This is a genomic window from Halobaculum halobium, assembly GCF_030127145.1.
In the GTDB taxonomy this organism is placed as follows: Archaea; Halobacteriota; Halobacteria; order Halobacteriales; family Haloferacaceae; genus Halobaculum; species Halobaculum halobium.
On record NZ_CP126158.1, the window covers coordinates 1,393,575 to 1,417,481 of the forward strand.

A 23,907-nucleotide genomic window follows, 5' to 3' on the forward strand; every position below is an offset into this window, starting at 1 on the left:
CACCCGTCGGAGCGCGGGCCGGCCGGGAGCGGTTCTACCGAAACGGCGGCAGGCGCCAGCCGTAGGCGACGAGCGCGCCGGTGGAGAGGAGCGCCGCGACGGCGAGCACCGGGATCGGAACGCCGGCGTCGGCCAACGTCGAGATGACGACCCCCGACAGCGGGAGGAGCACGAGGAGGCCGACGGCGGCGCCCGCGAGGACCGTCAACACGGACCCGGAGCGGTCGTCCCGGGCGTCGAGCTCCTCGCGGACGACGCGGCGAACGATGCGCTCAACGTCGGCCTCGGTGGGCGGTTCGTCGTCGGAGCGATCGGCGGAGTCTGCGGGGTCGGCGGACTCGGAGGGCACATCCGCCGAGTCACACGATCAGAAGAAAAACCGTTCGCTGCGCCGGGGCGGACCGTTCGACCTACTTGTCGGTCAACAGCGCACGGAGGATGTCACCGTACGCCGGTCGGGTGACGAGCACGCCGACGAGCACGCCGAGGATCGTGAAGATGGCGAAGCCCTGGAGGTCGCCCAGCGAGAGCCACGGCGAGGCCAGCGGCGCCATCGCGACGATCGTCGTCGCCGCGGCGGCGCCGACCACCCAGAACGCCTTCCGGAAGCGCGACTGGAACACGCGCCGGGAGTTCACGTCGCCCTCGGCCATCACCTCGTCGGCGATGATCACGAGGTCGTCCACGCCGGTCCCGATGACGGCGATGAATCCGGCGATGACCGACAGATCAAGCGGGTACTGGATGAACGCCGCGAATCCGAGGAGGACGACCACCTCGGAGAACGCGGTGAGCACCATCGGCGCGGCCACCTTCGGATCGCCGTAGCGGAAGAACACCACGCCAGCGACCGTGAGCACCGCGAGCAGCCCGATGATCAGCGAGTCGCGCTTGAAGTCGTCACCCTGTGCGGCGCTGATGGCGGTCGCGGTCCCCTCGTCGAGCGCGAGTCCGGCCGGGAGCGCGCCGGCGCGGAGGTCGACCGAGACGGCCTGTGCCCGCTCGAAGGAACCGGTGACGAGGATGAACTGCGGGTCCTGGGCCCACTCGCCGTCGCGCATCGACTGCGCGAGCGAGGGGTTCATCCCGAACGAGGAGACGACGCTCCCGTCGCGGATGATCAGGATGCAGGGGTCGGTCGTGCTCGGCCCGTTCTCGGTGCTGTAGGTACACTCGGTGCCGCCCTGTCCGGCGACGCCCGTCTCGACGAACTGATCTTGGACACGCTCGGCCTCGCTCTGCTGTATCGACACGGGGACGTGCGGGCCGGTCCCCTGTTCGCCCTGCTGAGCGGTTCCGACCGTCTGGAAGTCCTCCTGGCGGATGACGGTCGTGTTCACGTACTCGGTCGTGTTGTTCCGCTCGACCTGGTGGTACGCCGCGATCTGCACGGTCCCGCGCGAGTTCACCAAGTCACGCACTTCGCTCAGGTCGTCGTTGGGAACTTCGATGAGCACGAAGTCGCCGTTGCCGATCGTCCGGACTGACCCCCCGGAGAGGCCCGCGGCGTTGATCTTCGACTCAAGCACCTCGATCGTCTGCTCGCGGGTCTCGTCTGTGACGCCGTCGCGGACGGTCTCGTACTCGTATCCGGCCGCATCGAGCGCGTTCCGGAGGTCTGACTGCGTCGCGTTCTCGGCGACGAGTTCGACCGTGCCGCTGGTGTTCGTCGAGAACCGCGCGATCACGTCGGAGCTGTCGCCGGTTTCGAGCTCGGCGGCGACCTCGCGTTCGACCTCGGCGGTGTCACGGCCCTCGAACTGCACCTCCTCGGCGGTGACGCCGACGAGGGGCGCGCGGATCCGCGACCCGCCCGACAGTTCCAGTCCGTACTGGAGGTTCGTCGCGGTCTCCTGGGCGGCCGGGCCCTGCTCCCCGGACGGCTCGAATGCCGGCGCGAACAAGAACAGCGACGACAGCACGAGCATGAACACCAGCAGGACGACCCGCCAGTTGTCCTTGGCCGTGTCCCAGGCGCTCATCGTGCCACCCCCTCGAACTTGTACCAGCGAAGCAGCGACACGTTCAGCAGGTACGTGTTCATCAGATCGGCCGCGAGCCCGAACACGAGGATGGTGCCGATGCTCGCGAGCAGTCCGATGCCGAAGAACGACGCGACAACCGCCATCACGGCCATCGCCGCGATCGAGGTGAGCGTCATCGTGACGCCGGTGCGCATCGCCCGGTAGGTCGACTCGTAGAAGTCGCCCGACCGCCGGAGCACGCTGTTGTTCAGGAGGATGTCGGAGTCGACGGAGTAGCCGATGAGCATCAACAGCGCCGCGACCGTCCCGAGCGTGAGTTCGATGCCCAGGAGGTTCATCAGCGCGACCGGGATGACGATGTCCGAGAACGCCGAGACCACGACCGCGATGCTCGGGACGAACGTCCGGAACAGCGCGAACACGAGCGCGGCCATCCCCGCGAAGGCAGCGACGACGCCGATCAGCGCGCGGTTCTGGGTCTCAGACCCGAAGGCCGCACCCACGCCCTCGATCGAGCGAACGCCGAACCCGGCGTCGCCGGCCTCCGCCTCGAGTTGTTGGGTGAACTCGTTTTGGGCGGTGTCGGAGCCCTCCGTCTGGAAGGTGATGATGTACACGTCGCTGCTTCCGACCCGCTGGATGCTGTCCGGCCTCGCGGTGAACGCCGACCGGATGTCTTCACGTGCCTGTTCGTCGCTCGGGGCGTCGACGGCGACACGGAGTTCCGTGCCGCCGGTGAAATCGAGCCCCGGATCGACCGGCGTCCCCGTCGTCGCGTACGCCCCGCCGATGACGGCGAGCGCGACGATCAACACCGCGAGCGGGATCGCGGCGAGTTGCCGGTTTGTGTACCGGGTGTAATCGACTTCCGGTACCTCGAATCGAGCCATGGGTTCCGGTCCCCCCGCGCCCCGAATAAGCCTTCTTCTTCGCGGCTATCGCCGTTTCAGCCGTATTCGTCGCCCGCGACGCCGCTGCGAGCCGATCGGTGATCGCGTCGCTCGGCCGACCCGCTTCGCTGCCGCCGGGCGGACCGCAGTCGTCGCTGTCGGTCGCTCGTGCCGTTCGTCATCTCCCGTGCGTGTGCGCCCCTGCTTGCGTGTTACCCCTGAATCGCCGCACGCAACCGAGAGACGTCGTCGAGGTGATCGATCGGTGTGGCGCCGCGGGGACACACGAGCGACAGACCGATGCGGCGAGGACCCGTAGCCGGCGGTATGAGCGGCGACGCGACGCGCGTGGTGCTCTCGTTCCCCGACGGACTGAGCGAGTGGGGCCGCGACCAGATCGACACGGACCGCTACCGCAACTACCTCCGGCGGATGATCGACGAGCCGCGCGTGGGCGACGAGCGCGAGGAGTTCGTCGACATCGGCTGTTGCGGCGACTCCCTCGATCTCACCTTTCGCGTGGAGGCCGTCGAGGGCGGTTCGCGCGCGGGCGAATCGACGACGATCGAGTTGGTCGAACGCGCCGGCGACGTGGACGGCGGGTGGCGCGTGCAGTCGGCGGCGGGGCCGACGGAGTAGGGGCACAGTGCTCGGATAGCCGGCCACAGGCGCCGGCTCTCGGTCCGACCACCGGCGACGAGTGCCTCGACCACGCGTCCGTGGCCGTCGTCTGACGACCCGACCGCCGGGCGGCCAGTCGATCGCCGGATAGTTGCTCGGCCACGCGCCTCGTCGAAAATCAATATCGCGCGATATCGTTTATCTCTAAGTTCCGGAACGGGACCGGAGGCGGATCGAGACACACCGAATTGTCGCGTCAGTTGTCGACTCAGGGCATGTACCGAACGACGACGACGCCGGGGGCCGATCGGATCTCCACGCGGTTCACGCCGAGGCGAGCCGCGCGGGTGCGGCTGGTGTCGGCGTCGTCGAGCACGTCGGCGACGGCCCGCTCGGTGTCGTTCTCGGGGACAGAGATGACGTGGATCTCGCCGGTCCCGGCGCGCTCGGTTCGGGTGAGCTCACCGACGGGCTGGTCTGCCGCGAGGTCGATCGAGTGTTGGGTCGGCGGCTCCTCGCTCTCCTCGACGGCGATCTCGCGGCGTTCCTCGACCTCGACGAGCTGCCAGGAGACGTTCATCGGTGGGTCGGGAGCGACGACGCCCTCGATGGCCTCGCCCTCGGCGACGCCCGGGTTCGACGAGAGCGTGTGCACCTGCCCGGAGCCGACATCGCGAAGCACGGCCGAGGCGTCGTCCGCGTGGGTGACGAGGAAGACGCCGTCCCGTCCGCCGTCGGCGGTGTCGGCGGGGCCGGCGTCGCCGGCGGTGTCGGCGGCCTCGGCGAGGGCGTCGCGGACGGCGTCTAGTTCGGATTCGTCGGGGTCGCGGTCAGTCATACGATGGCGTAGGCGGGGAAGGCTTTTCCCGGTTTCGTGACCGGCGAGACCGAACGAAGTGGCCCGAGACCGAACGGTGAACGGAAAGAATTGAACCTGACGAGGCGGCGGAGCCGGCGAAGCCGCCTCGAACCGCTCGAACGCCCCGATCCCGGCAGATCGGGCGTGTCCTACCGACGGAAGTAGTGAACCAGCGGGACGAGCAGCGCGGCGGCGCCGGTGATCACGAGTCCGAACAGCCGCGGGAGGTCGTACAGCACCGCGATCAGCGGCGCGAACGCGCCGGAGGGCGGCGGCCGCGCGACCGTCTCGCCGTCGAGCGCGAACGTCTCCGGGAGGGCGGCGATCGCGCCGAGGTACAGCGACGCGAGGAACAGATACCCCGCCAGCGCGAGCCCGAGTTCGTAGCCGGCGCGCCCGGGGCGTCCGCGGCGGCGTGCGCGCGCGACGAGCAGCACGGGAGAGATCGTGGGCGCGACGGCGCCGAGCGCGACGACGACGTAGAACGCCCGAACGATCGAGAAGCGCGCCTGCGCGGTCGCGCCGAACAGCGTGATCAGCGCGAGCGTGAACAGCAGTGTCAACAGCGCCGCCGCGAGGCCGCCCACGAGGACGTACGATTTGAACACCAGCGACTCGCTGGCTCGTGCGGCGTACGGGAAGGCGCCGAACACGCCGCGATACCCCTCGTCGCTCCCGCCGGAGGCGGCCGCGTGCTCGGCCTCGGACGTCGCCTCGGCGTCTGTCATCGCCCGTGGTTGGGTCGCGGCGGTGTTAAGCGCCCCGTCCGCGGTTCCCGCCGCGCCCCGTCGTCCGGCCGGCGCACGCAACAGCCCGCGATTCCGCCGACGCGACACCGCCGTCTCACCGCGGTCGTCGCGAGACAGCCGCTGTGGGGTCGACGGCGGCGGTGGGGAGGACGGCAGGGTTTTGCCGGCGGCGAACGGCGGTTCCCGCATGAACGTCGACATCGGCAACGCCCTCGACGGCGATCTCGGGCTGAAACGGACGGATCTCGACGCGCTCGACGACGGCGTCGCCGACGCCCACGACCGGATCGAGCGCGGGCGCGCCGAGGCCGAACACGGGTACGCCGCGTTGAACCTCCCCGAGACGTGCGACCCCGAGCCCATCCGGCGAGCGGCCGGCGGCTTCGATCCGGATCACCTCCTCACGGTCGGCATCGGCGGGAGCGCGCTGGGGGCGGCGACCCTCACCGACGCGCTCGGTGAGGGCGTCGACTGTCGCTACCTCGACAACGTCGATCCCGCGTGGGTCCGCGCGATCCTCGACGACGTAGACCTCTCCTCGACCGTCGTCAACGTCGTCTCTCGCTCGGGCACGACCGCGGAGACGCTCTCGAATTTCCTCGTCGTCCGCGAGGCGATGGCGGCGGCGGGCGTCGACTGGACCGAGCGCACCGTCGTCACGACCGGCGAGTCGGGCAACCTCCGGTCGATGGCCGACCGACACGACCTCCCGGCGCTCGACGTTCCCCACGGCGTCCCAGGCCGGTTCTCGGCGCTGTCGACGGTGGGGCTGTTCGCCGCCGAGGTGGCCGGCGTCGATCTGGACGCCCTGCTCGCGGGCGCGGCCGCCGAGGCCGACCGCCTGGCGGGATCGTTGTTCGAGTCGCCCGCGTACGCCTACGGCGCGACGACGTACGCGCTGGCCGAGCGCGGCGCCGCGACGAACGCCGTGATGCCGTACGCCGAGTCGCTGGAGCGGTTCGCCGAGTGGTTCGCCCAGCTGTGGGCCGAGTCGCTCGGGAAGGACGCCCGGGGACAGACGCCGGCCCGGGCGCTGGGTGCAACCGACCAGCACAGTCAGCTTCAGTTGTACCGCGCGGGCCCCGCTGACAAGCTGGTCACGCTCGTGCGGCCCCGCGAGGCGACCGACGTGGACATTCCCGAGACCGATCTGGAGGGGCTGTCGTACCTGGGCGGCTCGTCGCTGGGATCGCTGCTGGACGCGGAGTTCCGCGCGACCGAAGCGAGCCTCGCGGCCGCCGGCCGCGAGAACGTCCGGATCGAGATCGACCGCGTCGACGAGCGCGGCCTCGGCGAACTGCTGTACGGGATGGAGGCCGCCTGCGTGCTGTACGGCGAGCTCGCCGAGGTGTCGACGTTCACCCAGCCCGCCGTCGAGTGGGGGAAGAAGGCGGCTCGCGGGCTGCTCGGCGGCGGCGAGTTCAGCGAGGCCGACGCCGTCACCGGGAAGCGGCGGCTGGAGGTCGAGTGACATGAACGTCGAACTCGGCCCGCCCGGGGGAACGATCGAGGCCCGTGCGGTCGCGATCCGAACCGCACAGGCGCTGATCGCCGTGTTCGCGGGCGTGGTCGCCGCCGGCGCCGTCGTCCCGGCGTTCGAGTGGCTGGCGCTGACGCTCGGGTTCGGCGCCGACTCCGCGGCGACGGCGGTGTTCATCACCGTCGGCAACGCAGCCGGCTTCGCCGCGGCGGCGCTGCTGTTCCTGCTGTACGCCGGCGACCTCGACGTGCTGCGCGTCCGGCGGCCGACGGTCCGCGACGCCGGGGTCGCCGTCGCCGGCGCGGTCGGCCTCGTCGTCGCCGGCTACGGGATCCTCCTGGCGTTCGCCGCCGCCGGGCTATCGCCGAGCACGAACGAGGCGCTCACCAATCCGCCACTGTACTTCCTGGCGATGATCCCGCTGTCGTTCCTGACGGTCGCCGTCGGCGAAGAACTGCTGTTCCGTGGCGTCGTCCAAGGCGAGTTGGGGCGGGCACTCGGGCCGGCGGGCGCCGTCGCGGGCGCGTCCCTTTTGTTCGGGCTGCTCCACTACGTCGCCGGGACGGGGACGCCGGCCGAGAAACTCGTCTACGTCGCCGTCGCGGCGACGCTCGGGCTCGGTCTGGGCGCGCTGTACGAGTACACCGACAGCATCGCCGTCCCGATCGTCGTCCACGGCGCGTACAACGCCGTCCAGTTCGGGGTCCAATACGTAGAGGCGACGGGACTGTAGCGAACACCGGCTGTCGCACGCGGGCGGTGCGCTCGCTGTCGCACGTGGAGGCGACTGCCGGACTGCGACGGGACGCGGAGCCGCACCGCCGTCGCCGTCGATCAGGTCGGGTTCTTGCGGGTGAGATCGCTCCCGCAGATCGGACAGCGGTCTCGGTTCTCGTCGAACGTGCGGCCGCAGCCGGCACACTGGAACTGCCACTCGCGCTCCTCGGAGATGCCCTCGCGGGCGATGACGCGGACGCGAACGTCCATGCGCTCTGCGACGTTCTGCATGGCGTAGTCGTCGGTGACGAGCGTCGCGTCGAGTTCGAACGCCGCCGCGAGCAGCCGGAGGTCCGTCTCGGATAGCTCGGCGAGGTCGCCGAGCTCCTCGGCGGCGCTGCGGACGCGGCCGGTGGCGCCCTCGCCGGGGACATGGATGTGCATCCCGGCGCCCTCCTCGGCGTCGAAGCGGAGGGCGGTCTCGCCGGTGAGTTCCGCCTGAACGGCGGGGATCGAGGCCGTTTGGTCGTCGCTGTCGTAGCCGTGGATGAACGCGGACGAATCGAGAACTTCCATTACGTGCGAACGACGATGTAGTCCTTCACTGCCTGCACGTCCGCGACCGGGACGTGGAAGCGCCCGGACTCGTCGCGGTCGAACGGCACCTGCGCTGGCGAGAGTTCCTCGTTCGGCGTGACGAGGAGGTCCGACAGCGCTCCCGTCTTCAGGTCCATCGTGATGTTGTACAGCATGCCGAGCTCGGTGCCGTCCGAGCCCATGACGGCCTTGCCCGAGAGGTTCTCGGCGAGGATGTCTGCCATACCTGCGCTCACTGACGCGACGGGCATAAACGCCACGCTGGCGTCGGACGCGGGGCGGACGCCGCGCGTTCGGCGAACGGAGCGCGTCGCTCGCCGGGACAGATCGCGGCGCGTCGACGGAGTCGAAGCGCTTACTTCGCGCGACCGTCCAGTACTGACAAGACCCGTTCTTCGCCGCAGAGAGGCTCTCACCGATGTCAGACACAAATTCCGACGCCGACACCGACGCGACGCTCGACGCCGGCTCGCTCCGCACGCCCATCGTTGCGGTGCTTGGCCACGTCGACCACGGGAAGACGACGCTGCTCGACCGCATCCGCGGCTCGGCCGTCCAAGAGGGCGAGGCCGGCGCGATAACCCAGCACATCGGCGCCACCGCGGTGCCGCTGTCGACCATCTCCGAGATGGCCGGCGCGCTCGTCGACCCGACCGACTTCGACCTGCCCGGCCTGCTGTTCATCGACACCCCGGGGCACCACTCGTTCTCGACGCTGCGCTCGCGCGGCGGCGCGCTCGCCGACATCGCAGTGCTCGTCGTCGACGTGAACGACGGCTTCCAGCCGCAGACCGAGGAGGCGATCAACATCCTCAAGCGCACCGGCACGCCGTTCGTCGTCGCCGCCAACAAGGTCGACACGACGCCGGGGTGGAACCCACAGCAGGGAGAGCCGATCCAGCAGTCCCTAGAGAAGCAGTCCGAGCGCGCGACCTCGCGGCTCAACGAGAACCTCTACGAACTCATCGGCGACCTCTCGGGTGAGGGGTTCTCGGCGGACTTCTACTGGCGCGTGCAGGACTTCCAGTCCAACATCGGCGTCGTTCCGCTGTCGGCGATGACCGGCGAGGGGATCCCGGACCTGCTCACGGTCCTCATGGGACTCTCTCAGCGCTACATGAAAGAGGAGATGTCCGTCGACGCGGGCGGGCCGGGCGTCGGGACGGTGCTCGAGGTGCAAGACGAGCGCGGCTTCGGCGCGACGCTTGACGTGGTGCTGTACGACGGCGTCGTCCGCGAGGGCGACACGGTCGTCGTCGGCGGCCGCGACGAGCCGATCGTCACCGAGGTGCGCGCGCTGTTGCAGCCCCGGCCCAACGCCGAGATCCGCGCCGAAAAGCAGTTCGAGCGCGTCGAAGAGGTCCGCGCGGCCGCGGGTGTCAAGATCGCCGCGCCCGATCTCGACGAGGCGATGTCGGGCGCCCCCGTCCGCGTCGTCCGCGGCGGCGACGAGGCGGCGCTGGAGGCGGTCAAGCGGGAGGTGCGCGAGGAGCTTGCTAAGATCGAAGTCGACACCGCCGAGGATGGCGTCGTCGTCAAGGCCGACACGCTCGGGAGCCTCGAAGCGATGGCGAACGCGCTGGAGGAGGCCGAGGTGCCCATCCTCCGCGCGGAAGTGGGAGATATCGCCCCGCGGGACGTGACTGTCGCCCAGACCGCCAAAGAGGACACGCACAAGGTGATTCTCGGGTTCAACGTCGACGTCCTGCCCGACGCCGAGGAGGCGCTCGAACACAGCGACGTGCGCCTGTTCGAGGACGACGTTATCTACCAGCTCGTCGAGGAGTACGACGAGTACGTCGAGGAACTCGAACGCGCCCAGCAGGAGACGGTGCTCGACAAGATCACCAAGCCGGCGCGCTTCCGCATTTTGCAGGACCACACGTTCCGGCAGAACGACCCCGCGGTCGTCGGCGTGGAGATCCTCTCGGGGACCGTCCAGAACAACCGCCCGATCGCGAAGTTCGAGGGCAGCGAGCCGAACCGCGTCGGCACGCTCTCGGGGATCCAGCACCAAGGCGACGACGTGGACTCCGCGCAGGCCGGCGAGCGCGTCTCCGTCGCGATCGACGGACCGACCGTGGGCCGCCAGATCGAGGAGGGCGACGAGCTGTGGGTCGAACTCCCCGAGAAGCACGCGAAGATCCTCGAACAGGAGCTCGCCTCGGAGATCCGCGCCGACGAGATCGAGGCGCTGAAGGCGTACCTGGAGAAGCGCCGGAAGGCGGACCCGTTCTGGGGGAAGTAAGGACTCCGCTCGTCGTCCGCGACACCGCTGATTCACTCGAAGGACGTGACTTCCTGGTGACTGGACACCCCGAGCAACCGTATGCGAAAGCCGAGTAAATACTGCTTGGATTAGTTCAGCCGTAACAGATTTTACGGGCGATAGAGTATCGCTAAGACGGTGAAAGCTGATGAGTGTGCGAGACCCACCCAGTGACGATTTCGTCTCTCCGTCCGGCCGCACCGGCCTCGGGTCGCTCACCAAGTACGACCTGCTCCTCGCGGCCGTTCCGGCTCTACTCCTGGGCGGTACGCTCGCGGCCGTGCGGTTGGCGCTGCCTGTGTCGCTCGGGACGGGACTCGGATCGCTGTTCGCGGCGCTGCTCGTCGCCTACGGCCTGTTCGTCGAACCGCCGGTCCGCGATCGCGACGAGTGAGGGTCCGGTCCCGCTGTCGGCCGTGGAGTCTCCGATCTGTCGTCACCGCTGCCGATTTTTGGAAGTACCCTACGCACGTCAAAAACCACAAGACAGCGGTGCGAATCGGAGGATGGTATCTCGAACTGTGCGCGCGATACGCACGCAGTTTGAGGAGCGGTTGTAGAACGGGAACGGATGCGGTCGCGGTTACCGGGCGGTCGGTTCGAGGTCGTCGCCGACGGCGGACATGACCTGTGCGGCCGCGCTGGCGGCGAGTCCGCGGGCGACCTCCTCGCGGTCCTCGTCGTCGAGGCCGGCCTCGATGTCCTCCAGGTCCGGCGAGAACCCCGCGCTGACGGCGTGGCCGATGGGTGGCTGGACCGCGACGGTAGCCTGCGGCCCGTTCGTGCCGTAAGAGAGTTCGGAGCCGACGGCGTAGCCGTCGGGGAGATACGATTCGGTTCGCGTGACGATGGTGGCGACCGCCTGCCGGAGCGCGTCCTTCTGATCGGTCGTGAGGTCGACCTCCTCGGGACGGCCCGCCTCGACGACGCCAGGCGCCCCCGCATAGGGGTTGTTACCGTTCATCAGATACGACGGTGGTATGGGTGGTCCGTGTATAAAGGCGTCGGCGACCTGTCAGCCGGAGACACGACCGAGCGGGCGCCGCGCGGCCGGACCGGTCGCTCAGGCGATCGGCTCGCTCTCGCCGTAGGCGGCGACGACGACGGCCGCGACGTACGCGGAGTCGTCGGTCTCGACGGTCGCGCATCGGGTCTCCTCGTGCTCGAATGTCCAGTCGCGGAGCTCGCGGCCGGCGTCGAGGCCGGTCTGCACCGTCTCGCGGACCGCGTCGGCGTCGCCGCCGTCGGCTTCGTAGAACAGCCCCGGACCGGGACCGGTGGCCCACCCGAGGCAGGCGGTGACGCTGTCGGTCTCGTGGGCGTCCTCGGGGAGGCGGCGGCGCGCGCTTGGACGACCGTGAGGCGGTCGCCCGCGGGCCCGAGTTCCGGGGCGGTGTCGACGGCGCGGACCTCGGCGTCCGCGGGGACGACCGACGAGACCGTGACGAGGTTGAAGTCGCCGACGCCCGCGTCGGTGAGCGCGGCGTCGTACGCGGCCAACGCTGTCGGGCCGCTGCCGACGCCGTCGGCGACGTGGATGTCCATATCGGGGGTGGTGTGCCGGGAGGAAAGTGGGTGTCGATAGCGAGGCGCGAGAACGCGAGCGCCGCGGCCAGCGGTCGAGCATCGAACGGACCGACCGCCTCCGGTCGCCGGTTGCGACGGTATCGGGCGTCGAAACAGAGGCGGAAAATCGCCGGACTCGACCCCGATCGGAGCCCGATTCAGTACTGGTAGCGACCGAACTCGCCGTCGTTGAACACCGGGCCCTCGTTGCTCGTCTCGACCTTCTCGCGGGCCTGCTCGAAGTCCTCGCGGCGGACGGCCGTCCGCTCGTCGCGGATGGCGAACATCCCCGCCTCGGTCGTGAGCGCCGCGATGTCGGCGCCGGAGTAGTCGTCGAGCTCGGCCGCGAGGTCGGCGAAGTCGACGTCGTCGGCGACGCTCATGTCGGCCGTGTGGATCTCGAGGATGCGCTCGCGGCCCTCGGGGCCGGGCTTTGGCACCTCGATGAGGCGGTCGAAGCGGCCGGGTCGGAGGATGGCCTCGTCGAGCATGTCGAAGCGGTTCGTCGCCGCGATGATCCGCACTTCCCCGCGGTCGTCGAAGCCGTCCATCTCGCTGAGTAGCTGCATCATCGTGCGCTGGACCTCGGCGTCGCCGGAGGTCTTCGAGTCCGTGCGCTTGGCGGCGACGGCGTCGATCTCGTCGATGAAGATGACCGCGGGTTCGCGCTCGCCCGCGAGGTCGAACAGGTCGCGAACGAGGCGCGCGCCTTCCCCGATGAACTTCCGGACCAGTTCCGAGCCGGCCATCTTGATGAACGTCGCGTCCGTCTCGTTGGCGACGGCCTTCGCGAGCATCGTCTTCCCGGTGCCGGGCGGACCGTGGAGCAACACCCCGCTGGGCGGCGTGATCCCGACTTTGCGGAACGCGTCGGCGTTGACGAGGGGGTCCTCGACGGCCTCGCGAACCTCGCGCACCTGGTCGTCGATACCGCCGATGTCGTCGTAGGTGACCTCGGGGTCGGCGTCGACCTCCATCGCCTGCGCGCGGGCGTCGGTCTCGTCGTCGAGCACCGTCTGCACGCTGAAGGAGTCGTTGATGGCGACGCGGTCGCCGGCTTCCAAGTCGTCCTCGAGGGTCGGCGAGAGGTCGGTGAGCACCTCCTGGTTGTTGCCGTGTTGCTTGATCACCGCGCCGTCGTCGGTGAGCTCCTCGACCGTCGCGATGTACAGCGACGCGGTCTTCAGCGCCTCGTTTCGGCGCTTGAGCTCGTCGACCTCCCCGCGGAGGTCTGCGCGGCGACCCTGAGCCTCGTCGAGGCGGTCGTCCAGCTCCGCGTTGACTTGGACGATCCGCTCGAAGTGTTTGCGAAGCGCCTCCAGCCGTTCGGCCTCGCTCATGTCGGGATCCAGATCGAGGCGAGGCCGGTCGGGGAGGGACGGACTCCGAGACATTTCTTGGCTCTGCTTAGGTAGCGCCGTTTATGGGGCTTTGGGTGGCGGGAGCGTTCGCCTCGGCATCGTCGAGCCGGAAAACGGCGTCGCCGCCGGAGGAGACGGCCAGTCGACCGATCCGGCCGCGGGGAGATAGATCAGGTGTCGCTGGCGGGTCGGGTGGGTTGCCGACTTACAGGCCGAGCAGCGTTTCGGCCTCGTCGAGGTAGTCGTCGTACACCGAGATGGCCGATTCGATTGGGTCGGCGGTCGTCATGTCGATCCCGGCGATGTCGAGCACGTCGATCGGGTACTCGGCGCCGCCGGCGCGCAGGGCCGTGCGGTACTCCTCGGCGGCGACCTCGCCCTCCGCTTCGATGCGGTCGACGATGGCCGCGGCCGCCGAGATGCCCGTCGAGTACTGGTAGACGTAGAAGTTGTAGTAGAAGTGCGGGATGCGCATCCACTCGCGGCGGATGTGGTCGTCGACGTTGGCGTCGACGTGGCCGTAGAACTCCGCCTTCAGGTCGCCGTAGATCTCGTCGAAGGCGTCGGGCGTGAGCGGCTTGCCGGCCTCGTCGTGCTCGTGAATCGCCTGCTCGAACGCCGCGAACATCGTCTGGCGGAACAGCGTGGACCGGAAGCGTTCGAGGTACTGGTCGAGCGCGTGAACCCGCAGTTCGTCGGACTCGGCGTTCTCCAACAGGTGCTTCGTCAGCAGCGTCTCGTTGACCGTCGACGCGACCTCGGCGACGAAGATCTCGTAGTCGGCGTACTGCCACGGCTGGGCCTCCTTCGCCAGCTCCGAGTGCATGGAGTGGCCCAGCTCGTGGGCCAGCGTGTACATCGAGGAGACGTCGTCCTGGTAGTTCATCATGATGAACGGCTGGGTGTCGTACGTGCCCGCCGAGTACGCGCCCGAGCGCTTCCCGCGGTTCTCGTACACGTCGACCCAGCGCGACTCCAGTCCCTCGGCCATGCGCTGCTGGTACTCCTCGCCCAGCGGCGCGACGGCCTCGACGACGTGTTCTTTCGCCTCCTCGTAGCTGATCTCGGGGCCCTCGTCGCCTGTGAGCGACATGTAAAGGTCCCACATCTCCAGCGTGTCGACACCGAGCGCGCGACGCTTCAGGTCGGCGTGGCGACCCAGCGAGTCGAGGTTGTCGCGGACGGTGTCGACGAGCGTGTCGTACACCTCGACCGGGACGTTCGGGCCGTCGAGCGCCGCCTCGCGAGCGGAGTCGTAGTTGCGGGCCTCCGCCATCTTCACGTCCTTCTTGACGCTCTTGGCGAGCGTCGTGCCGACCGTGTTGCGGACGGTCTCCCACTCGGAGTAGAACTCCTCGTGGACGCGCTGTCGGAACTCGCGGTCGGGCTTCTGGAGGAGCGTGGTGAAGTTGCCCTGGGAGATCTCGACCTCGTCGCCCTCGGGGTCCTCGACGGTCGGGAACGTCATGTCCGCGTTCGACAGCATCGAGTACGCCTCGCCGGCGGCGCCGGTGACCTCGCTCAGGTCCGCGAGCAGCTCCTCCACCTCCGCCGAACGCGTGTGCGGCTTCATCCGCAGCACGTCGTCGAAGAAGTGCTCGTGCTCGGCGAGTGCGGGCTCCGCGTCCATCATCGCTTCCACGTCGTCCCAGTCCAGTTCCTGAAGCTCCGGTTCGAGGTAGCTGGACGCGCTTGACGCCTCCGCCGACAGCGCCTGCGCCTTCGAGGACATCGCCTGGTACTCCTGATCGCGGGTGTCCTCGTTCGAGCGGAGTCGGGCGTAGGACGTGACCGTCGACACCTCGCGGAACACGGACTCGTAGGTGTCGAGCAGTTCACGAAGCGTCGCCGCACTCTCGGTCGCGCGACCCTCGTACGCCCGGAGGTCGTCGAGGCGCTCCTCGACGTCCTCGTAGGCGGCCTCCCACGCCTCGTCGTCCGCGTAGATGGAGTCGATGCTCCACTTGTACTCCTCGTCGATCTCCGCGCGCTCGGGAACCGAACTCATGCCCGGAAATTCGGCCGTACGCGGTGGTAAGTCTTGCCAAGCAGTCCCGGCAGCATCGCCCGGAAGCGACCCCGCCGACGGTACCGACCGGGAGGTCGGCACCGTTCGTGACGGGGAGCAGCCGAGAAATCGATCGACCGCTCCCCGCCGGTCGACGCCGCCTGGAGCGCTCAGTGCCGATCGGGAGAGGGCGCGTCGACGAGTTGGAGCTTGACTCCCGGAGCCCGTCGGAACGTCTTCGTGTGGATGACGGACGCCCCCGCGTCCCCGAGCCAGCGGTTCACCGTGTCGGGGTCGAGCGTGCCGCCACCGAGGGTGATCAGGTACGTGAGGTCGATCAGCGCGATGCCGACGTCGGCGACCGACGAGCTCCCGCCTCGGCCGAACTGGTCGAGGAGCGCGAGCCGACCGCCCGGTGCGAGTGCGGCCGATGCGCGGTCGAGCAGCGTCGCCGCCTCCCTCCCAGCGTGTCCGTGGAGGACGTTGAACAAGAGGACGAGATCGTAGCCCGCGTTTGCGTCCGCGTCGCCGCCGGCGAGTTGACGCCACAGATCGTCCGCGAGGTAGTCGCCGCCGACGAGCGTCACGTCGACGCCCGCGTCGGCGGCCGCCTCGCGCGCCGGCTCCAGCGCCGGCGGGCGGTCGGCCAGCGTCACCGACGCCCCGCGGCACGCGAGTTCGACCGCGTAGGCGCCGTGACCGCCGCCGAGGTCGAGGACGCGAGCGCCGGACACGTCGCCGAGGGCGTCAGCGACCGGGTCGACCAGCAGTGACGCCGCCGACCGGAAGCCGGCCTGCGTCGTCGCCCACGCGTCCTCGTCGTCGCCGAGCCAGTCGTACAGCGACTCGCCCGGGGTTCCCTCGCGGACGGCGCGCGCGGCGTGCTCACGCCAGTACGGAAGAACCACCTCGACCCAGAACCGCGCGAACGGCGCGAGGTTCGCGTCGCCGGCGTCGGTGAGCCACCGTTCGGTCGTCCGCGTCCGCCAGTACTCGTCGCCGGATCGCCCGACGTACCCGACCGCGACGAGCGCGTCGAGCAGGCGGCGCAGGGCGTCCTCGTCGCACGCCAACTCGCTCGCGAGGGCAGACAGCGTCCGCACACCATCGAGGGCGGCGAGTACGCCGAGTTCGTCCGCCAGCGCGACGGCGTGCAGCGAGGCCCCGCCGTGGACGTCGAGGATGGCCGCCGGTACGAGGTTCGCGCGGAAGGCGAGCCGCTCGATGAGTCCGGGAACGATCGGCATCAGTCGCTCACCGGTGGGAGCGGTCGCATACTCGGGAATCGGGGCGCATGAGCATAACCGCGCCGTCGGTTTGTAAATCAAATAGCGCGATATGAAAGCCGATTGACCGGGCGACAACCCGCGACACGCACCCGCGAGTTTTTGGCGTCGGTGGGCGACCGTGGCGGCATGGATCTCGACGACGACCTCGCCGCGGCGGTCGGGCGCGCCTGGACCGACACCGCGCCGTGGGAGTTTATCACGGAGCTGACGGCGCTGGGCGGTCGAATGGGTGCGAGCGAGGGGGAGGCGCGCGCGGCGGACCTCGTCGCTGGTGCGTTCGAGGAGATCGGGCTCGAGCGCGTTCGGAGACAGCCGTTCGACGCCTCGGAGTGGCACCGCGGGGAGACGACGCTTCGGCTCACTGCGCCGACCGACCGCGCGTTCGACGCCATCGCGCTGCCGTACAGCCCCGCGGGCGAGGCGTCGGGAGAACTCGTCGACGTGGGATACGGAACCCCCGAGGAGATCTCCGAGGTCGACGTCGAGGGGGCGATCGCCGTCGCGTCGACGACGACGCCGGGCAACTCGCGGTTCGTCCACCGGATGGAGAAGTTCGGCACCGCGGCGGAGGCGGGCGCGGAGGCGTTCGTCTTCGTCAACCACGTCCCGGGCCAGCTGCCGCCGACGGGATCGCTCACGTTCGGCGAGGAGGCCGCGATCCCCGCGGTCGGCGTGAGCAAGGAGACGGGCGCGTGGCTCACGGAGTATGCGGACCGGGGCGGAACCGCGGAGCTGACGGTCGAAGCGGAGACCACGTCCGGGGAATCACAGAACGTTCTCGCGCGTACGGGGCCACGGACCGACGAGGACGTGCTGGTGCTCGCGCACTACGACGGCCACGACATCGCCGAGGGCGCACTCGACAACGGCTGCGGCATCGCGACCCTACTGGTCGCCGCGCGAGTGCTCGCGGCCGCCGACCTCGACATCGGCGTCCGCTTCGGCGCCGTCGGCTGCGAGGAGACCGGACTGCTCGGCTCCGAACACCTCGCGGCGACGACGGACTTGGATACCGTGAAAGCGGTCGTGAACCTCGACGGAGCAGGGCGATTCCGTGATCTCGTCGCGATGACGCACACCTCCGAGGCGACCGCGCGGGTCGCACGCCGCGTGGGCGACCGGGCGCGCCAGCCGGTCGAGGTGCGCGAGGAGCCGCACCCGTTCTCCGACCAGTGGCCGTTCGTCCGCCGAGGGACGGCGGGATTGCAGTTCCACTCCGCCAGCGGCGAGCGCGGGCGCGGCTGGGGGCACACCCACGCCGACACGCGCGACAAGGTCGACGATCGGTGTATCCGCGAACACGGCGTCCTCGCGGCGCTCATGGTCCGGACGCTGGCGGACGAGGGGACCGAGGTCCCGGTGCTCGACCCCTACGAGTTGGAGGCGGCGTTCCGCGAGGCCGACTTCGAGCCGGGGATGAAGGCCGCCGGGCTGTGGCCGGCGGAGTGGGAATAGCTCGGTTCAGGGGGTCACTCCGGTATCGAGTCGAGCACGTCGCCGAACACTCGGCCCCGGGCGAGCGCGTCGACACGTCGATCGGAGAACACCGTCCGGAGCGTCGCGACCGCCACCGGGTCGGGCTCGAACGCGACGTCCGGATAGGACACGTCCGCGAGCACGAGGGGTTCGGGCGCCGCGGGGGCGACTCCTCTGGCGCCGGAGATCGGCTCGTCGTCGAGCACCTCGTCGATCCGGTCGAGATCGGTGTCGCCGACGGCGACGCCGCGGACCAGCGTCGTCAGCCGACGGACGAACTCGCGGGGGAACCCGCCGGCGGCGACCGTGAGGACGAGGAAGTCGTCGACGGCAGGGGCGTCGACCGACACCGACAGATCGCGGCGGGTGATCGGGCCGCGCGGGTCGCTCGTGAGGTTGTGGACGTCGTGCTCGCCCGACAGCGCCGCGGCGGCGTCGCGGGCGCGGTCGCGGTCGGCGCCGGGCGCGTGCAGGTGGTAGCGGTACGTGCGCCGGGCGGCGTCGTGGGTCGCGTGGAAGTCGTCGCCCACGTCGGCGCTGGCCCACACGCGGACGCCCGCGGGGAGTTCGCTGGAGAACGCCCGCGGCGTGAGCCAGTCGGGCGCGTCGAGGGCGACGGTCTGGCGGACCGCCGAGACGCCGCGATCGGTACGCCCGGCGGCGGCGTAGCCGGCCGGGACGTCCGCGTCGCGCGCGAGCACGTCAAGCGCCCGGAGCGCGTCGAGCAGCGTCCCCTCGACGGTCGGCACGTCGGGCTGGCGCTGGAAGCCGAAGAAGGGGCGGCCGTCGTAGGCGACGCGGTAGGCGCGGCGGGCAGCCATCCGGCCTACGCGAAGTCGTCGAACGTCGGCCGGTCGAACCCGCCCGGGAACTCGTCGACGGACGCGGTCGTCTGGTCGCCGGAGGCCATGTCCTTCAGCGTCACCTCCTCGTTCGCGAGGTCCTGCTCGCCGACGATGACGACCGTCTCGGCGTTGATCGAGTCGGCGTAGTTCAGCTGCGCCCCGAAGCTCCGGTCGGAGACGTCCGACTCGACAACGTGGCCGCGGCCACGGAGGTCGCGGGCGATCCGGGCGGCCGTCGGCCGCGTGTCGCCGACCTGCAGCACGTAGTAGTCGGTCTCGATCGCCGCGTCGGGGGCCACGCCCGCCCGTTCGAGGAGGAGCCCCAGCGGGGCGTGCCCGGGGGCGACGCCGACCGCGGGCGTGGGCTGGCCGCCGAAGTCCTCGATGAGGTCGTCGTAGCGGCCGCCGCCGAAGACGGAGCGACCGATCTCGCCGGTCGCGTCGAAGCACTCGAAGACGGCGCCGGTGTAGTAATCGAGCCCGCGGGCGGTACGAAGGGAGAGATCGCAGTGCTCACCGACGCCGAAGTCGTCGGCGGCCGCGAGGACCGCCCGGAGGTTGTCGACGGCGGCCGCGAGCTCCTCGTTGTCGGGAGCGAAGTCGGTCAGCTCGGCAAGGTCCGCGGGGTCGTCGACGCCAAGCAGATCGTCGAACTCGCGCGCTTCGTCGAAGCCGAGGCCGGCGTCGTTGAGCAGGTCGAGGTACTCGGTCTCGTCGACCTTCTCGGACTTGTCGACCGCGCGGATCGCCGCGCGCACGTCCACGTCGTCGCCGAACGAGCGCAGCAGCGATCCGAGGATGTCGCGGTGACTGACGCGGAACTCGAAGTCGTCGGTCGAGAGCCCCAATTCGGTGAGCGCGTCCGCGGCGGTCGCGAGCACCTCGGCGTCGGCGACGGGCTCGGCGGAGCCGAAGATGTCGATGTTCGTCTGATAGAATTCCCGAAAGCGACCCTGCTGGACGGCCTCGTAGCGCCAGAACGGCCGCGTCGAGACCCACTTGACGGGCTTGGACAGCTCCTGGGCCTTCGCGGCGTACATCCGCGCGACCGTCGGCGTCAGCTCCGGCGAGAGCGTGACGTGGCGGCCGCCGTGGTCCTCGAAGGCGTACAGCTCGTCGACGATGTCGTCGCCGGACTTGTCGGTCCACATCTCCGCCGGCTCCAGCCGGGGGGTGTCGATCTCGCGGAAGCCGTACCCGCGCGCGACCGACTCCAGCGTGTCGGTCACCTCCCGACGGACGGCCATCTCGGGGGGGTAGAAGTCGCGGAACCCCTTCAGGCGCTCGTAGGTGGGCATTAGCGGGTACGTCGCGGGTCCGGGACGTTAACCCCCGTGGTTCGCGGTCGGCTCGCCGACCGCGCCGTCGGTCCCCCCGTCGCCTCAGTTCGGGCGGGCTCGCGGGCCGACAACCCGGTCGCATCCGGCCGCCCGCCTCCGCCGGTCACACCGCGAGCAGACCGACGCCACACACCGCGAGCGCGGCGGCGACGAGCCGCGCCCCCAGCCGCCGCTCGCCGAGGATCACCCCGCCGAGCACGACCGCGACGACGGCCTGCGTGTTGATCACGGGCGAGGCGATGCTGGCGGGTAACGCGGCGAACGCGACGCTCGTGAGGTGTTCGGCGACGGCGACGAGGAGTCCGAGCGCGAGGAACGTCGGCGCCGGCGTCTCCCACGAGCGCTGGCCGCGCCAGTCGCGGACGGCCAGCGGGAGCAACACGAGGAGGACCCCGCCGAGCACGACGACGACGAGCGCCTCCGGCGGGAGGCCGACCCGGTCGAGGACCGCGCGCTTGGCCACGTCGCCGACGGCGTAGGCAACCGCCGACAGCAACGCGAGCTGCGCGGGGCGAGCCGTCACCGCGCGCCGGAGCGGCTCGACTGGGTCGCCGCCGCGGTAGTTGGCGACGTACACCGCGGCGGTGACGACGGCGATGCCGACGAACGCGAGCGCCGGGAGGTCGGCGCCCAGCAAGAGCAGCTCCAGCGGGAGCACGAACACGGGGACGACCTTGTTGATCGGCGTGACGTACGACACCTCTCCGAGCGCGAGCGCGTTCACGAACAGGACGAAGCCGACGCCGACGCCCAGCACCGCCCCCGCCAGCGCGAGCACCGCGGGCGCGCCCAGCATCGCGGGGTCGGGCAGCGACGACGGCGACAGGCGGGTCGCGACGACCGGCGCGTACCACGCCAGCGCGCAGGCGTTCACGAGCACCGTCAGCACCGTCGCGGGGACGCCGGCGACGTAGCGCTTCAGTGCGAACAGGTAGACGCCCCACAGCACCGCGGCCGCGACGGCGACGCCGATTCCGGGAGCGACGAGTTGGAGCGGCGCGGCGATCGGGGACACACTCGGGGTCGACGGTCGGGGGTAAAAACGGCGCGGATGACGGCGAGGATAGCGGCCGACAGGGCGGGGGATCGCGACCGGTTGCGGGGTGACCGTGACTGGTCAGCGCGTCCCGCGCACGTACGTCTGTTCGTGCGCTGGGAACACCTCGGCGACCGCGTCGTCGCCGCCCACCTCGCGGAGCAGAGCGCGGAGTTCGCCCTCGTAGTCGGCCTTCGGCACCTCCTCGGAGGGACCGGACTCCACCTCCAGCGTCTCGTCGACGAGCCGGTCGACGGCGCCGCGACCGAATCCCGAGAGCGGTGAGATGTAGTCGACGCCGTGGCGGTCCTCCAGCGACTGGGCGAACGCCCGTGAGATGGAGGGTACGCGATCGTCGCGGCGGGTGCCGTCGGCGACGGCGTCCACGTCGCGACCGGCGACCGACTCCAAGGCGTGCTCGTGGACGCGCTGGATCCCGTTGCGGGGGAAGCCGTCCGCGCGCATCCGCTCGACCGCCTCGTGGGCGACCTCGGGGTCGAGGTCGTGGGTCTCGAACGGGAAGCCCAACGCCTCGGCCGCACGTCGGGCGTGCTCGTGGTCTTCGGTCACCCCGAAGTGAGCGGTGACGAGCGTCACCTCGTAGAAGCGATCGAGGACGAGCGCGGCGAGCGAGGAGTCTTTCCCGCCGCTGTAGCAGAGCGCGAGGTCCACGCGTGCGTCAGCGACGACGGATGTCGAAGCTCTTCTGGTCGGGCTGCAGTTCGCGCAGCAGCTCCTTCATCTGGTCCTCGTCGATGCGGCCGTTCACCCGGCCGCTGCGCGCCAGCGAGGTGACCTGCTGTTTCACCTGCGCGGCGAAGTCGGGTTTGCTCATCTCGACGGCGTTGAGCCGCTGGCGCGCGCCGTCGGTAAGATACTGCTTCAGCAGCGCCTCCTGCTGGCGCTCGGCCTGCTCTTGGGCCGCCTGCTGGGCCTCCGCGTCGCCCTGCCCCTGGCCCTGTGCTTGGTCTTGCAGCTCCTGCAGCTTCTGCTCGCGCAGTTCCTCCAGCCGCTCGTCGTCCGGAGTCTCGCTCATGTCGGATGAAAGTTGCCGGCGAGCGGTCAAAACGATTGTGGGTGGTCACCGGCGCGCGCGACCGCGACCGGGCCGGGCAGCCGAACCCGCCCCGACCGCGGTGCTTCACGGGTTGGGTGAGGGCGCGGCTGCACCGCCGAGGGGTCGGTCGTCGAAAAACGCGGACTACGGTTCGTCGACCCGACTTAGGCGTAGCGCTCGAGCTCGGGACGGTCGAGCTCTTCGAGCACCTCGCCGGCGACCTCGTCGAGGAACGAGCGGCCCTCGTCGGTGATGCGTCGACCTTCGCCCTGGGCGGTCTCGACGAAGCCCTCCTCTTCGAGCTGCTGGAGCGCGACGCGGATGATCTTGCGCGAGCCGCCCTCGTGCTCGGGGGGGCTCACGACGTAGCGGTTCGAGCCGTGCTTGGCGCCGCCGTACTCGGTGGCGAGGCGCTCGACGCCGACGGGCCCGCGGTCGGCGACCTTGCGCAGCAGCGAGGCGGCGCGGCGGAACCAGAAGTCCTCCTGCTGGGGCGGGAGCTCGCGGTCCTGCCCGGACTTGGTGAACTGCACCCACTCCGGCTGTTCGATGCGATCCTCCAGTCGAGCGGCGACCTCGTCGATGAGGTCCGCCGCCGGGACGTCGTAGAGGGTAACCATACGGGCGATTTCACCGTCGTTCCGTTTAAAGCCGTCGTATCACCCCTCGCGTGTGAGGCGTCCACGGGATCGGTGCGATCGGCCGTTCGCCTCGCCGCGCCCGGAGTCAGCCGACACTGTCGGCGCCGATCACGCTCACGACGGTCCCGCCGATTATCACCGGCACCCAGTAGACTGCGCCGCGATAGATGACCACGGCGCCCAGGGCCGCCGTCGCCGATACGGGCACCGAGGGAAGCGCGGCGAGGACGGCGACGAGCACGGCCTCGATGCCGCCGGCGCCGCCCGGCAGCGGCGTGACGCCGGCGATGGCACCCATCGGGACGACGAACAGCATCGCCGAGAACGGGACGGGCTGGTCGATCGCCAGGAACGCGAGATACAGCGCGATCATCTGGAAGATCCAGCCGAGTGTCGAGGCCGCCAGCGAGACGGCGATCCCCGTTCGGTCGGTGGCGACCCGCTCGATGGCGCCGAAGAAGTGGCCGATCCGCGACTCGACCGACTCCTCGGTCGGCGCAGCGAACACCGGAACCACGCGAGCGATCCGGCGGATGAGCGGGACGAACGCGGCGACGATACGACGCTCCAGCGCGTAGCGGTTGCGCCAACCGAGGTAGACGAGCCCCGGGACGAGGAGCGCGAGCGCGACGACAACGCCGGTCGCCAACTGGAGGCGGGTGCCGAACGTCGTCTCGGTCGCGAAGTACGCCGCGCCGACGAGCGCGAGCGTGATCGAGGGGACGAAGTTGAGCGTGTCCACGCTGGCGATGGCGGCCAGTCCGCGCTCGTACTCCGTGTCTGCCACCTTGGCGATGAGCAGCGCGGTGACCGGTTCGCCGCCGGCCTGCCCGAACGGGGTGACGTTGTTGGAGAACATCGCGCCGCTGAACACGAGGAACGATCGCACGACGGACAGCTGGATGCCGAGCACGCCGAGCACGGTCCTGAGCGCGACGGACCACGCGACGAGCCACCCGAGCGTGACGACGATCACGAGCGCGACCGTGTCCAGCGAGGCGCCCCGGAGCACGTCGAGGAGGTCGCCGACGCCGACGAGATACAAGAGCGCGCCGAGGACCGCGAACGCGCCGAGAAACCCGACGACGGTGGCGCGTAGCTGGTCCGAATCCATGCCCGGA

Annotated in this window: 24 protein-coding genes and 1 pseudogene; 6 read left to right on the plus strand and 19 right to left on the minus strand. The window is 70.1% G+C overall.

Going from position 1 to position 23,907, the window contains the following annotated elements:
• Positions 1-34 precede the first annotated feature (34 nt).
• From P0Y41_RS07345 to secF, 3 genes are all read right to left on the minus strand, one after another.
• Positions 35-349, minus strand: coding sequence for a hypothetical protein (locus tag P0Y41_RS07345; RefSeq protein ID WP_284063299.1), 315 nt, complete (start codon positions 347-349; stop codon positions 35-37).
• 61 nt (positions 350-410) lie between these two features.
• Positions 411-1,982 carry a preprotein translocase subunit SecD gene (locus P0Y41_RS07350; protein ID WP_284063300.1) on the minus strand — a complete coding sequence of 524 codons (1,572 nt, stop codon included), beginning with the start codon at positions 1,980-1,982 and terminating at the stop codon, positions 411-413.
• On the minus strand, positions 1,979-2,875 hold the full coding sequence (secF, locus tag P0Y41_RS07355) for a protein translocase subunit SecF (RefSeq protein ID WP_284063301.1): 897 nt from the start codon (positions 2,873-2,875) through the stop codon (positions 1,979-1,981). The genes P0Y41_RS07350 and secF overlap by 4 nt, the downstream gene beginning before the upstream one ends.
• Before the next feature lie 327 nt (positions 2,876-3,202).
• Here secF and P0Y41_RS07360 point away from each other — a divergent pair, with 327 nt between their 5' ends.
• Positions 3,203-3,514: a DUF7968 family protein gene (locus tag P0Y41_RS07360; protein WP_284063302.1), complete on the plus strand. Its 312-nt coding sequence runs from the start codon at positions 3,203-3,205 to the stop codon at positions 3,512-3,514.
• Positions 3,515-3,764: 250 nt separating this feature from the next.
• Here the strand turns inward: P0Y41_RS07360 and P0Y41_RS07365 are convergent, their stop codons facing one another.
• Together P0Y41_RS07365 and P0Y41_RS07370 are read right to left on the minus strand one after the other, a co-directional pair.
• Positions 3,765-4,334, minus strand: coding sequence for a DUF5812 family protein (locus P0Y41_RS07365; RefSeq protein WP_284063303.1), 570 nt, complete (start codon positions 4,332-4,334; stop codon positions 3,765-3,767).
• Between the two features lie 170 nt (positions 4,335-4,504).
• Complete coding sequence (locus P0Y41_RS07370; protein WP_284063304.1) at positions 4,505-5,083, minus strand: DUF8056 family protein; 579 nt, start codon at positions 5,081-5,083, stop codon at positions 4,505-4,507.
• A gap of 208 nt (positions 5,084-5,291) precedes the next feature.
• On the opposite strand from P0Y41_RS07370, the gene P0Y41_RS07375 reads away from it, so the two are divergent.
• Positions 5,292-6,575: a phosphoglucose isomerase-related protein gene (locus P0Y41_RS07375; RefSeq protein WP_284063305.1), complete on the plus strand. Its 1,284-nt coding sequence runs from the start codon at positions 5,292-5,294 to the stop codon at positions 6,573-6,575.
• Position 6,576: 1 nt separating this feature from the next.
• Positions 6,577-7,317, plus strand: coding sequence for a CPBP family intramembrane glutamic endopeptidase (locus P0Y41_RS07380; RefSeq protein WP_284063306.1), 741 nt, complete (start codon positions 6,577-6,579; stop codon positions 7,315-7,317).
• 101 nt (positions 7,318-7,418) lie between these two features.
• On the opposite strand, the gene P0Y41_RS07385 is transcribed toward P0Y41_RS07380, so the two are convergent.
• Both P0Y41_RS07385 and P0Y41_RS07390 read right to left on the minus strand, forming a co-directional pair.
• Positions 7,419-7,877, minus strand: a complete 459-nt coding sequence (locus P0Y41_RS07385) for an NOB1 family endonuclease (protein WP_284063307.1) — start codon at positions 7,875-7,877, stop codon at positions 7,419-7,421.
• Positions 7,877-8,122 carry a PRC-barrel domain-containing protein gene (locus P0Y41_RS07390; RefSeq protein WP_284063308.1) on the minus strand — a complete coding sequence of 82 codons (246 nt, stop codon included), beginning with the start codon at positions 8,120-8,122 and terminating at the stop codon, positions 7,877-7,879. The genes P0Y41_RS07385 and P0Y41_RS07390 overlap by 1 nt, the downstream gene beginning before the upstream one ends.
• Positions 8,123-8,316: 194 nt before the next feature.
• Here P0Y41_RS07390 and infB point away from each other — a divergent pair, with 194 nt between their 5' ends.
• Both infB and P0Y41_RS07400 read left to right on the plus strand, forming a co-directional pair.
• Positions 8,317-10,146, plus strand: coding sequence for a translation initiation factor IF-2 (gene infB / locus P0Y41_RS07395; protein ID WP_284063309.1), 1,830 nt, complete (start codon positions 8,317-8,319; stop codon positions 10,144-10,146).
• Between the two features lie 169 nt (positions 10,147-10,315).
• A complete protein-coding gene (locus P0Y41_RS07400; RefSeq protein ID WP_284063310.1) occupies positions 10,316-10,561 on the plus strand; it encodes a DUF8015 family protein in 246 nt (81 codons plus the stop codon).
• 189 nt (positions 10,562-10,750) lie between these two features.
• Here P0Y41_RS07400 and P0Y41_RS07405 read toward each other — a convergent pair whose 3' ends face one another.
• The 5 genes and pseudogenes from P0Y41_RS07405 to P0Y41_RS07425 form a co-directional block, all read right to left on the minus strand.
• A complete protein-coding gene (locus tag P0Y41_RS07405) occupies positions 10,751-11,131 on the minus strand; it encodes a DUF5811 family protein (protein ID WP_284063311.1) in 381 nt (126 codons plus the stop codon).
• Positions 11,132-11,230: 99 nt separating this feature from the next.
• Positions 11,231-11,712: pseudogene (locus P0Y41_RS07410) on the minus strand (pyruvoyl-dependent arginine decarboxylase).
• Between the two features lie 179 nt (positions 11,713-11,891).
• Entirely contained in the window at positions 11,892-13,127 is a 1,236-nt protein-coding gene (gene pan2, locus P0Y41_RS07415) for a proteasome-activating nucleotidase Pan2 (protein ID WP_284063312.1), read from the minus strand.
• A 172-nt stretch (positions 13,128-13,299) separates the two neighbouring features.
• On the minus strand, positions 13,300-15,102 hold the full coding sequence (pepF, locus tag P0Y41_RS07420; protein WP_284063313.1) for an oligoendopeptidase F: 1,803 nt from the start codon (positions 15,100-15,102) through the stop codon (positions 13,300-13,302).
• A 170-nt stretch (positions 15,103-15,272) separates the two neighbouring features.
• The gene (locus tag P0Y41_RS07425; protein ID WP_284063314.1) at positions 15,273-16,349 is read right to left on the minus strand and encodes a class I SAM-dependent methyltransferase; all 1,077 of its coding nucleotides are present in this window, start codon (positions 16,347-16,349) and stop codon (positions 15,273-15,275) included.
• Between the two features lie 168 nt (positions 16,350-16,517).
• On the opposite strand from P0Y41_RS07425, the gene P0Y41_RS07430 reads away from it, so the two are divergent.
• Positions 16,518-17,846: a M28 family peptidase gene (locus P0Y41_RS07430; RefSeq protein WP_284063315.1), complete on the plus strand. Its 1,329-nt coding sequence runs from the start codon at positions 16,518-16,520 to the stop codon at positions 17,844-17,846.
• A gap of 14 nt (positions 17,847-17,860) precedes the next feature.
• On the opposite strand, the gene truA is transcribed toward P0Y41_RS07430, so the two are convergent.
• The 7 genes from truA to P0Y41_RS07465 all read right to left on the minus strand — a co-directional run bounded on the left by truA (position 17,861) and on the right by P0Y41_RS07465 (position 23,900).
• Positions 17,861-18,688 carry a tRNA pseudouridine(38-40) synthase TruA gene (gene truA / locus P0Y41_RS07435; RefSeq protein ID WP_284063316.1) on the minus strand — a complete coding sequence of 276 codons (828 nt, stop codon included), beginning with the start codon at positions 18,686-18,688 and terminating at the stop codon, positions 17,861-17,863.
• 5 nt (positions 18,689-18,693) lie between these two features.
• Positions 18,694-20,010: a histidine--tRNA ligase gene (gene hisS, locus P0Y41_RS07440; protein WP_284063317.1), complete on the minus strand. Its 1,317-nt coding sequence runs from the start codon at positions 20,008-20,010 to the stop codon at positions 18,694-18,696.
• Positions 20,011-20,155: 145 nt separating this feature from the next.
• A complete protein-coding gene (locus P0Y41_RS07445; protein ID WP_284063318.1) occupies positions 20,156-21,067 on the minus strand; it encodes an EamA family transporter in 912 nt (303 codons plus the stop codon).
• 102 nt (positions 21,068-21,169) lie between these two features.
• Positions 21,170-21,760 (minus strand): DUF7411 family protein, encoded by a 591-nt coding sequence (locus tag P0Y41_RS07450; protein ID WP_284060758.1) that lies wholly within the window; start codon positions 21,758-21,760, stop codon positions 21,170-21,172.
• Positions 21,761-21,767: 7 nt separating this feature from the next.
• A complete protein-coding gene (locus tag P0Y41_RS07455; RefSeq protein ID WP_284060759.1) occupies positions 21,768-22,124 on the minus strand; it encodes a DNA-binding protein in 357 nt (118 codons plus the stop codon).
• Positions 22,125-22,309: 185 nt separating this feature from the next.
• Positions 22,310-22,765, minus strand: a complete 456-nt coding sequence (locus P0Y41_RS07460; RefSeq protein WP_284060760.1) for a 30S ribosomal protein S19e — start codon at positions 22,763-22,765, stop codon at positions 22,310-22,312.
• 106 nt (positions 22,766-22,871) lie between these two features.
• Positions 22,872-23,900, minus strand: a complete 1,029-nt coding sequence (locus P0Y41_RS07465) for a lysylphosphatidylglycerol synthase transmembrane domain-containing protein (protein WP_284060761.1) — start codon at positions 23,898-23,900, stop codon at positions 22,872-22,874.
• Positions 23,901-23,907: the final 7 nt, after the last annotated feature.

Coding starts and splice junctions, on each gene's coding strand:
- P0Y41_RS07350 (WP_284063300.1), bottom strand. CDS start 1,982: ATGAGCGCCTGGGACACGGCCAAGGACAACTGGCGGGTCGTCCTGCTG.
- secF (WP_284063301.1), bottom strand. CDS start 2,875: ATGGCTCGATTCGAGGTACCGGAAGTCGATTACACCCGGTACACAAAC.
- P0Y41_RS07360 (WP_284063302.1), top strand. CDS start 3,203: ATGAGCGGCGACGCGACGCGCGTGGTGCTCTCGTTCCCCGACGGACTG.
- P0Y41_RS07365 (WP_284063303.1), bottom strand. CDS start 4,334: ATGACTGACCGCGACCCCGACGAATCCGAACTAGACGCCGTCCGCGAC.
- P0Y41_RS07370 (WP_284063304.1), bottom strand. CDS start 5,083: ATGACAGACGCCGAGGCGACGTCCGAGGCCGAGCACGCGGCCGCCTCC.
- P0Y41_RS07375 (WP_284063305.1), top strand. CDS start 5,292: ATGAACGTCGACATCGGCAACGCCCTCGACGGCGATCTCGGGCTGAAA.
- P0Y41_RS07380 (WP_284063306.1), top strand. CDS start 6,577: ATGAACGTCGAACTCGGCCCGCCCGGGGGAACGATCGAGGCCCGTGCG.
- P0Y41_RS07385 (WP_284063307.1), bottom strand. CDS start 7,877: ATGGAAGTTCTCGATTCGTCCGCGTTCATCCACGGCTACGACAGCGAC.
- P0Y41_RS07390 (WP_284063308.1), bottom strand. CDS start 8,122: ATGGCAGACATCCTCGCCGAGAACCTCTCGGGCAAGGCCGTCATGGGC.
- infB (WP_284063309.1), top strand. CDS start 8,317: ATGTCAGACACAAATTCCGACGCCGACACCGACGCGACGCTCGACGCC.
- P0Y41_RS07400 (WP_284063310.1), top strand. CDS start 10,316: ATGAGTGTGCGAGACCCACCCAGTGACGATTTCGTCTCTCCGTCCGGC.
- P0Y41_RS07405 (WP_284063311.1), bottom strand. CDS start 11,131: ATGAACGGTAACAACCCCTATGCGGGGGCGCCTGGCGTCGTCGAGGCG.
- pan2 (WP_284063312.1), bottom strand. CDS start 13,127: ATGTCTCGGAGTCCGTCCCTCCCCGACCGGCCTCGCCTCGATCTGGAT.
- pepF (WP_284063313.1), bottom strand. CDS start 15,102: ATGAGTTCGGTTCCCGAGCGCGCGGAGATCGACGAGGAGTACAAGTGG.
- P0Y41_RS07425 (WP_284063314.1), bottom strand. CDS start 16,349: ATGCCGATCGTTCCCGGACTCATCGAGCGGCTCGCCTTCCGCGCGAAC.
- P0Y41_RS07430 (WP_284063315.1), top strand. CDS start 16,518: ATGGATCTCGACGACGACCTCGCCGCGGCGGTCGGGCGCGCCTGGACC.
- truA (WP_284063316.1), bottom strand. CDS start 18,688: ATGGCTGCCCGCCGCGCCTACCGCGTCGCCTACGACGGCCGCCCCTTC.
- hisS (WP_284063317.1), bottom strand. CDS start 20,010: ATGCCCACCTACGAGCGCCTGAAGGGGTTCCGCGACTTCTACCCCCCC.
- P0Y41_RS07455 (WP_284060759.1), bottom strand. CDS start 22,124: ATGAGCGAGACTCCGGACGACGAGCGGCTGGAGGAACTGCGCGAGCAG.
- P0Y41_RS07460 (WP_284060760.1), bottom strand. CDS start 22,765: ATGGTTACCCTCTACGACGTCCCGGCGGCGGACCTCATCGACGAGGTC.
- P0Y41_RS07465 (WP_284060761.1), bottom strand. CDS start 23,900: ATGGATTCGGACCAGCTACGCGCCACCGTCGTCGGGTTTCTCGGCGCG.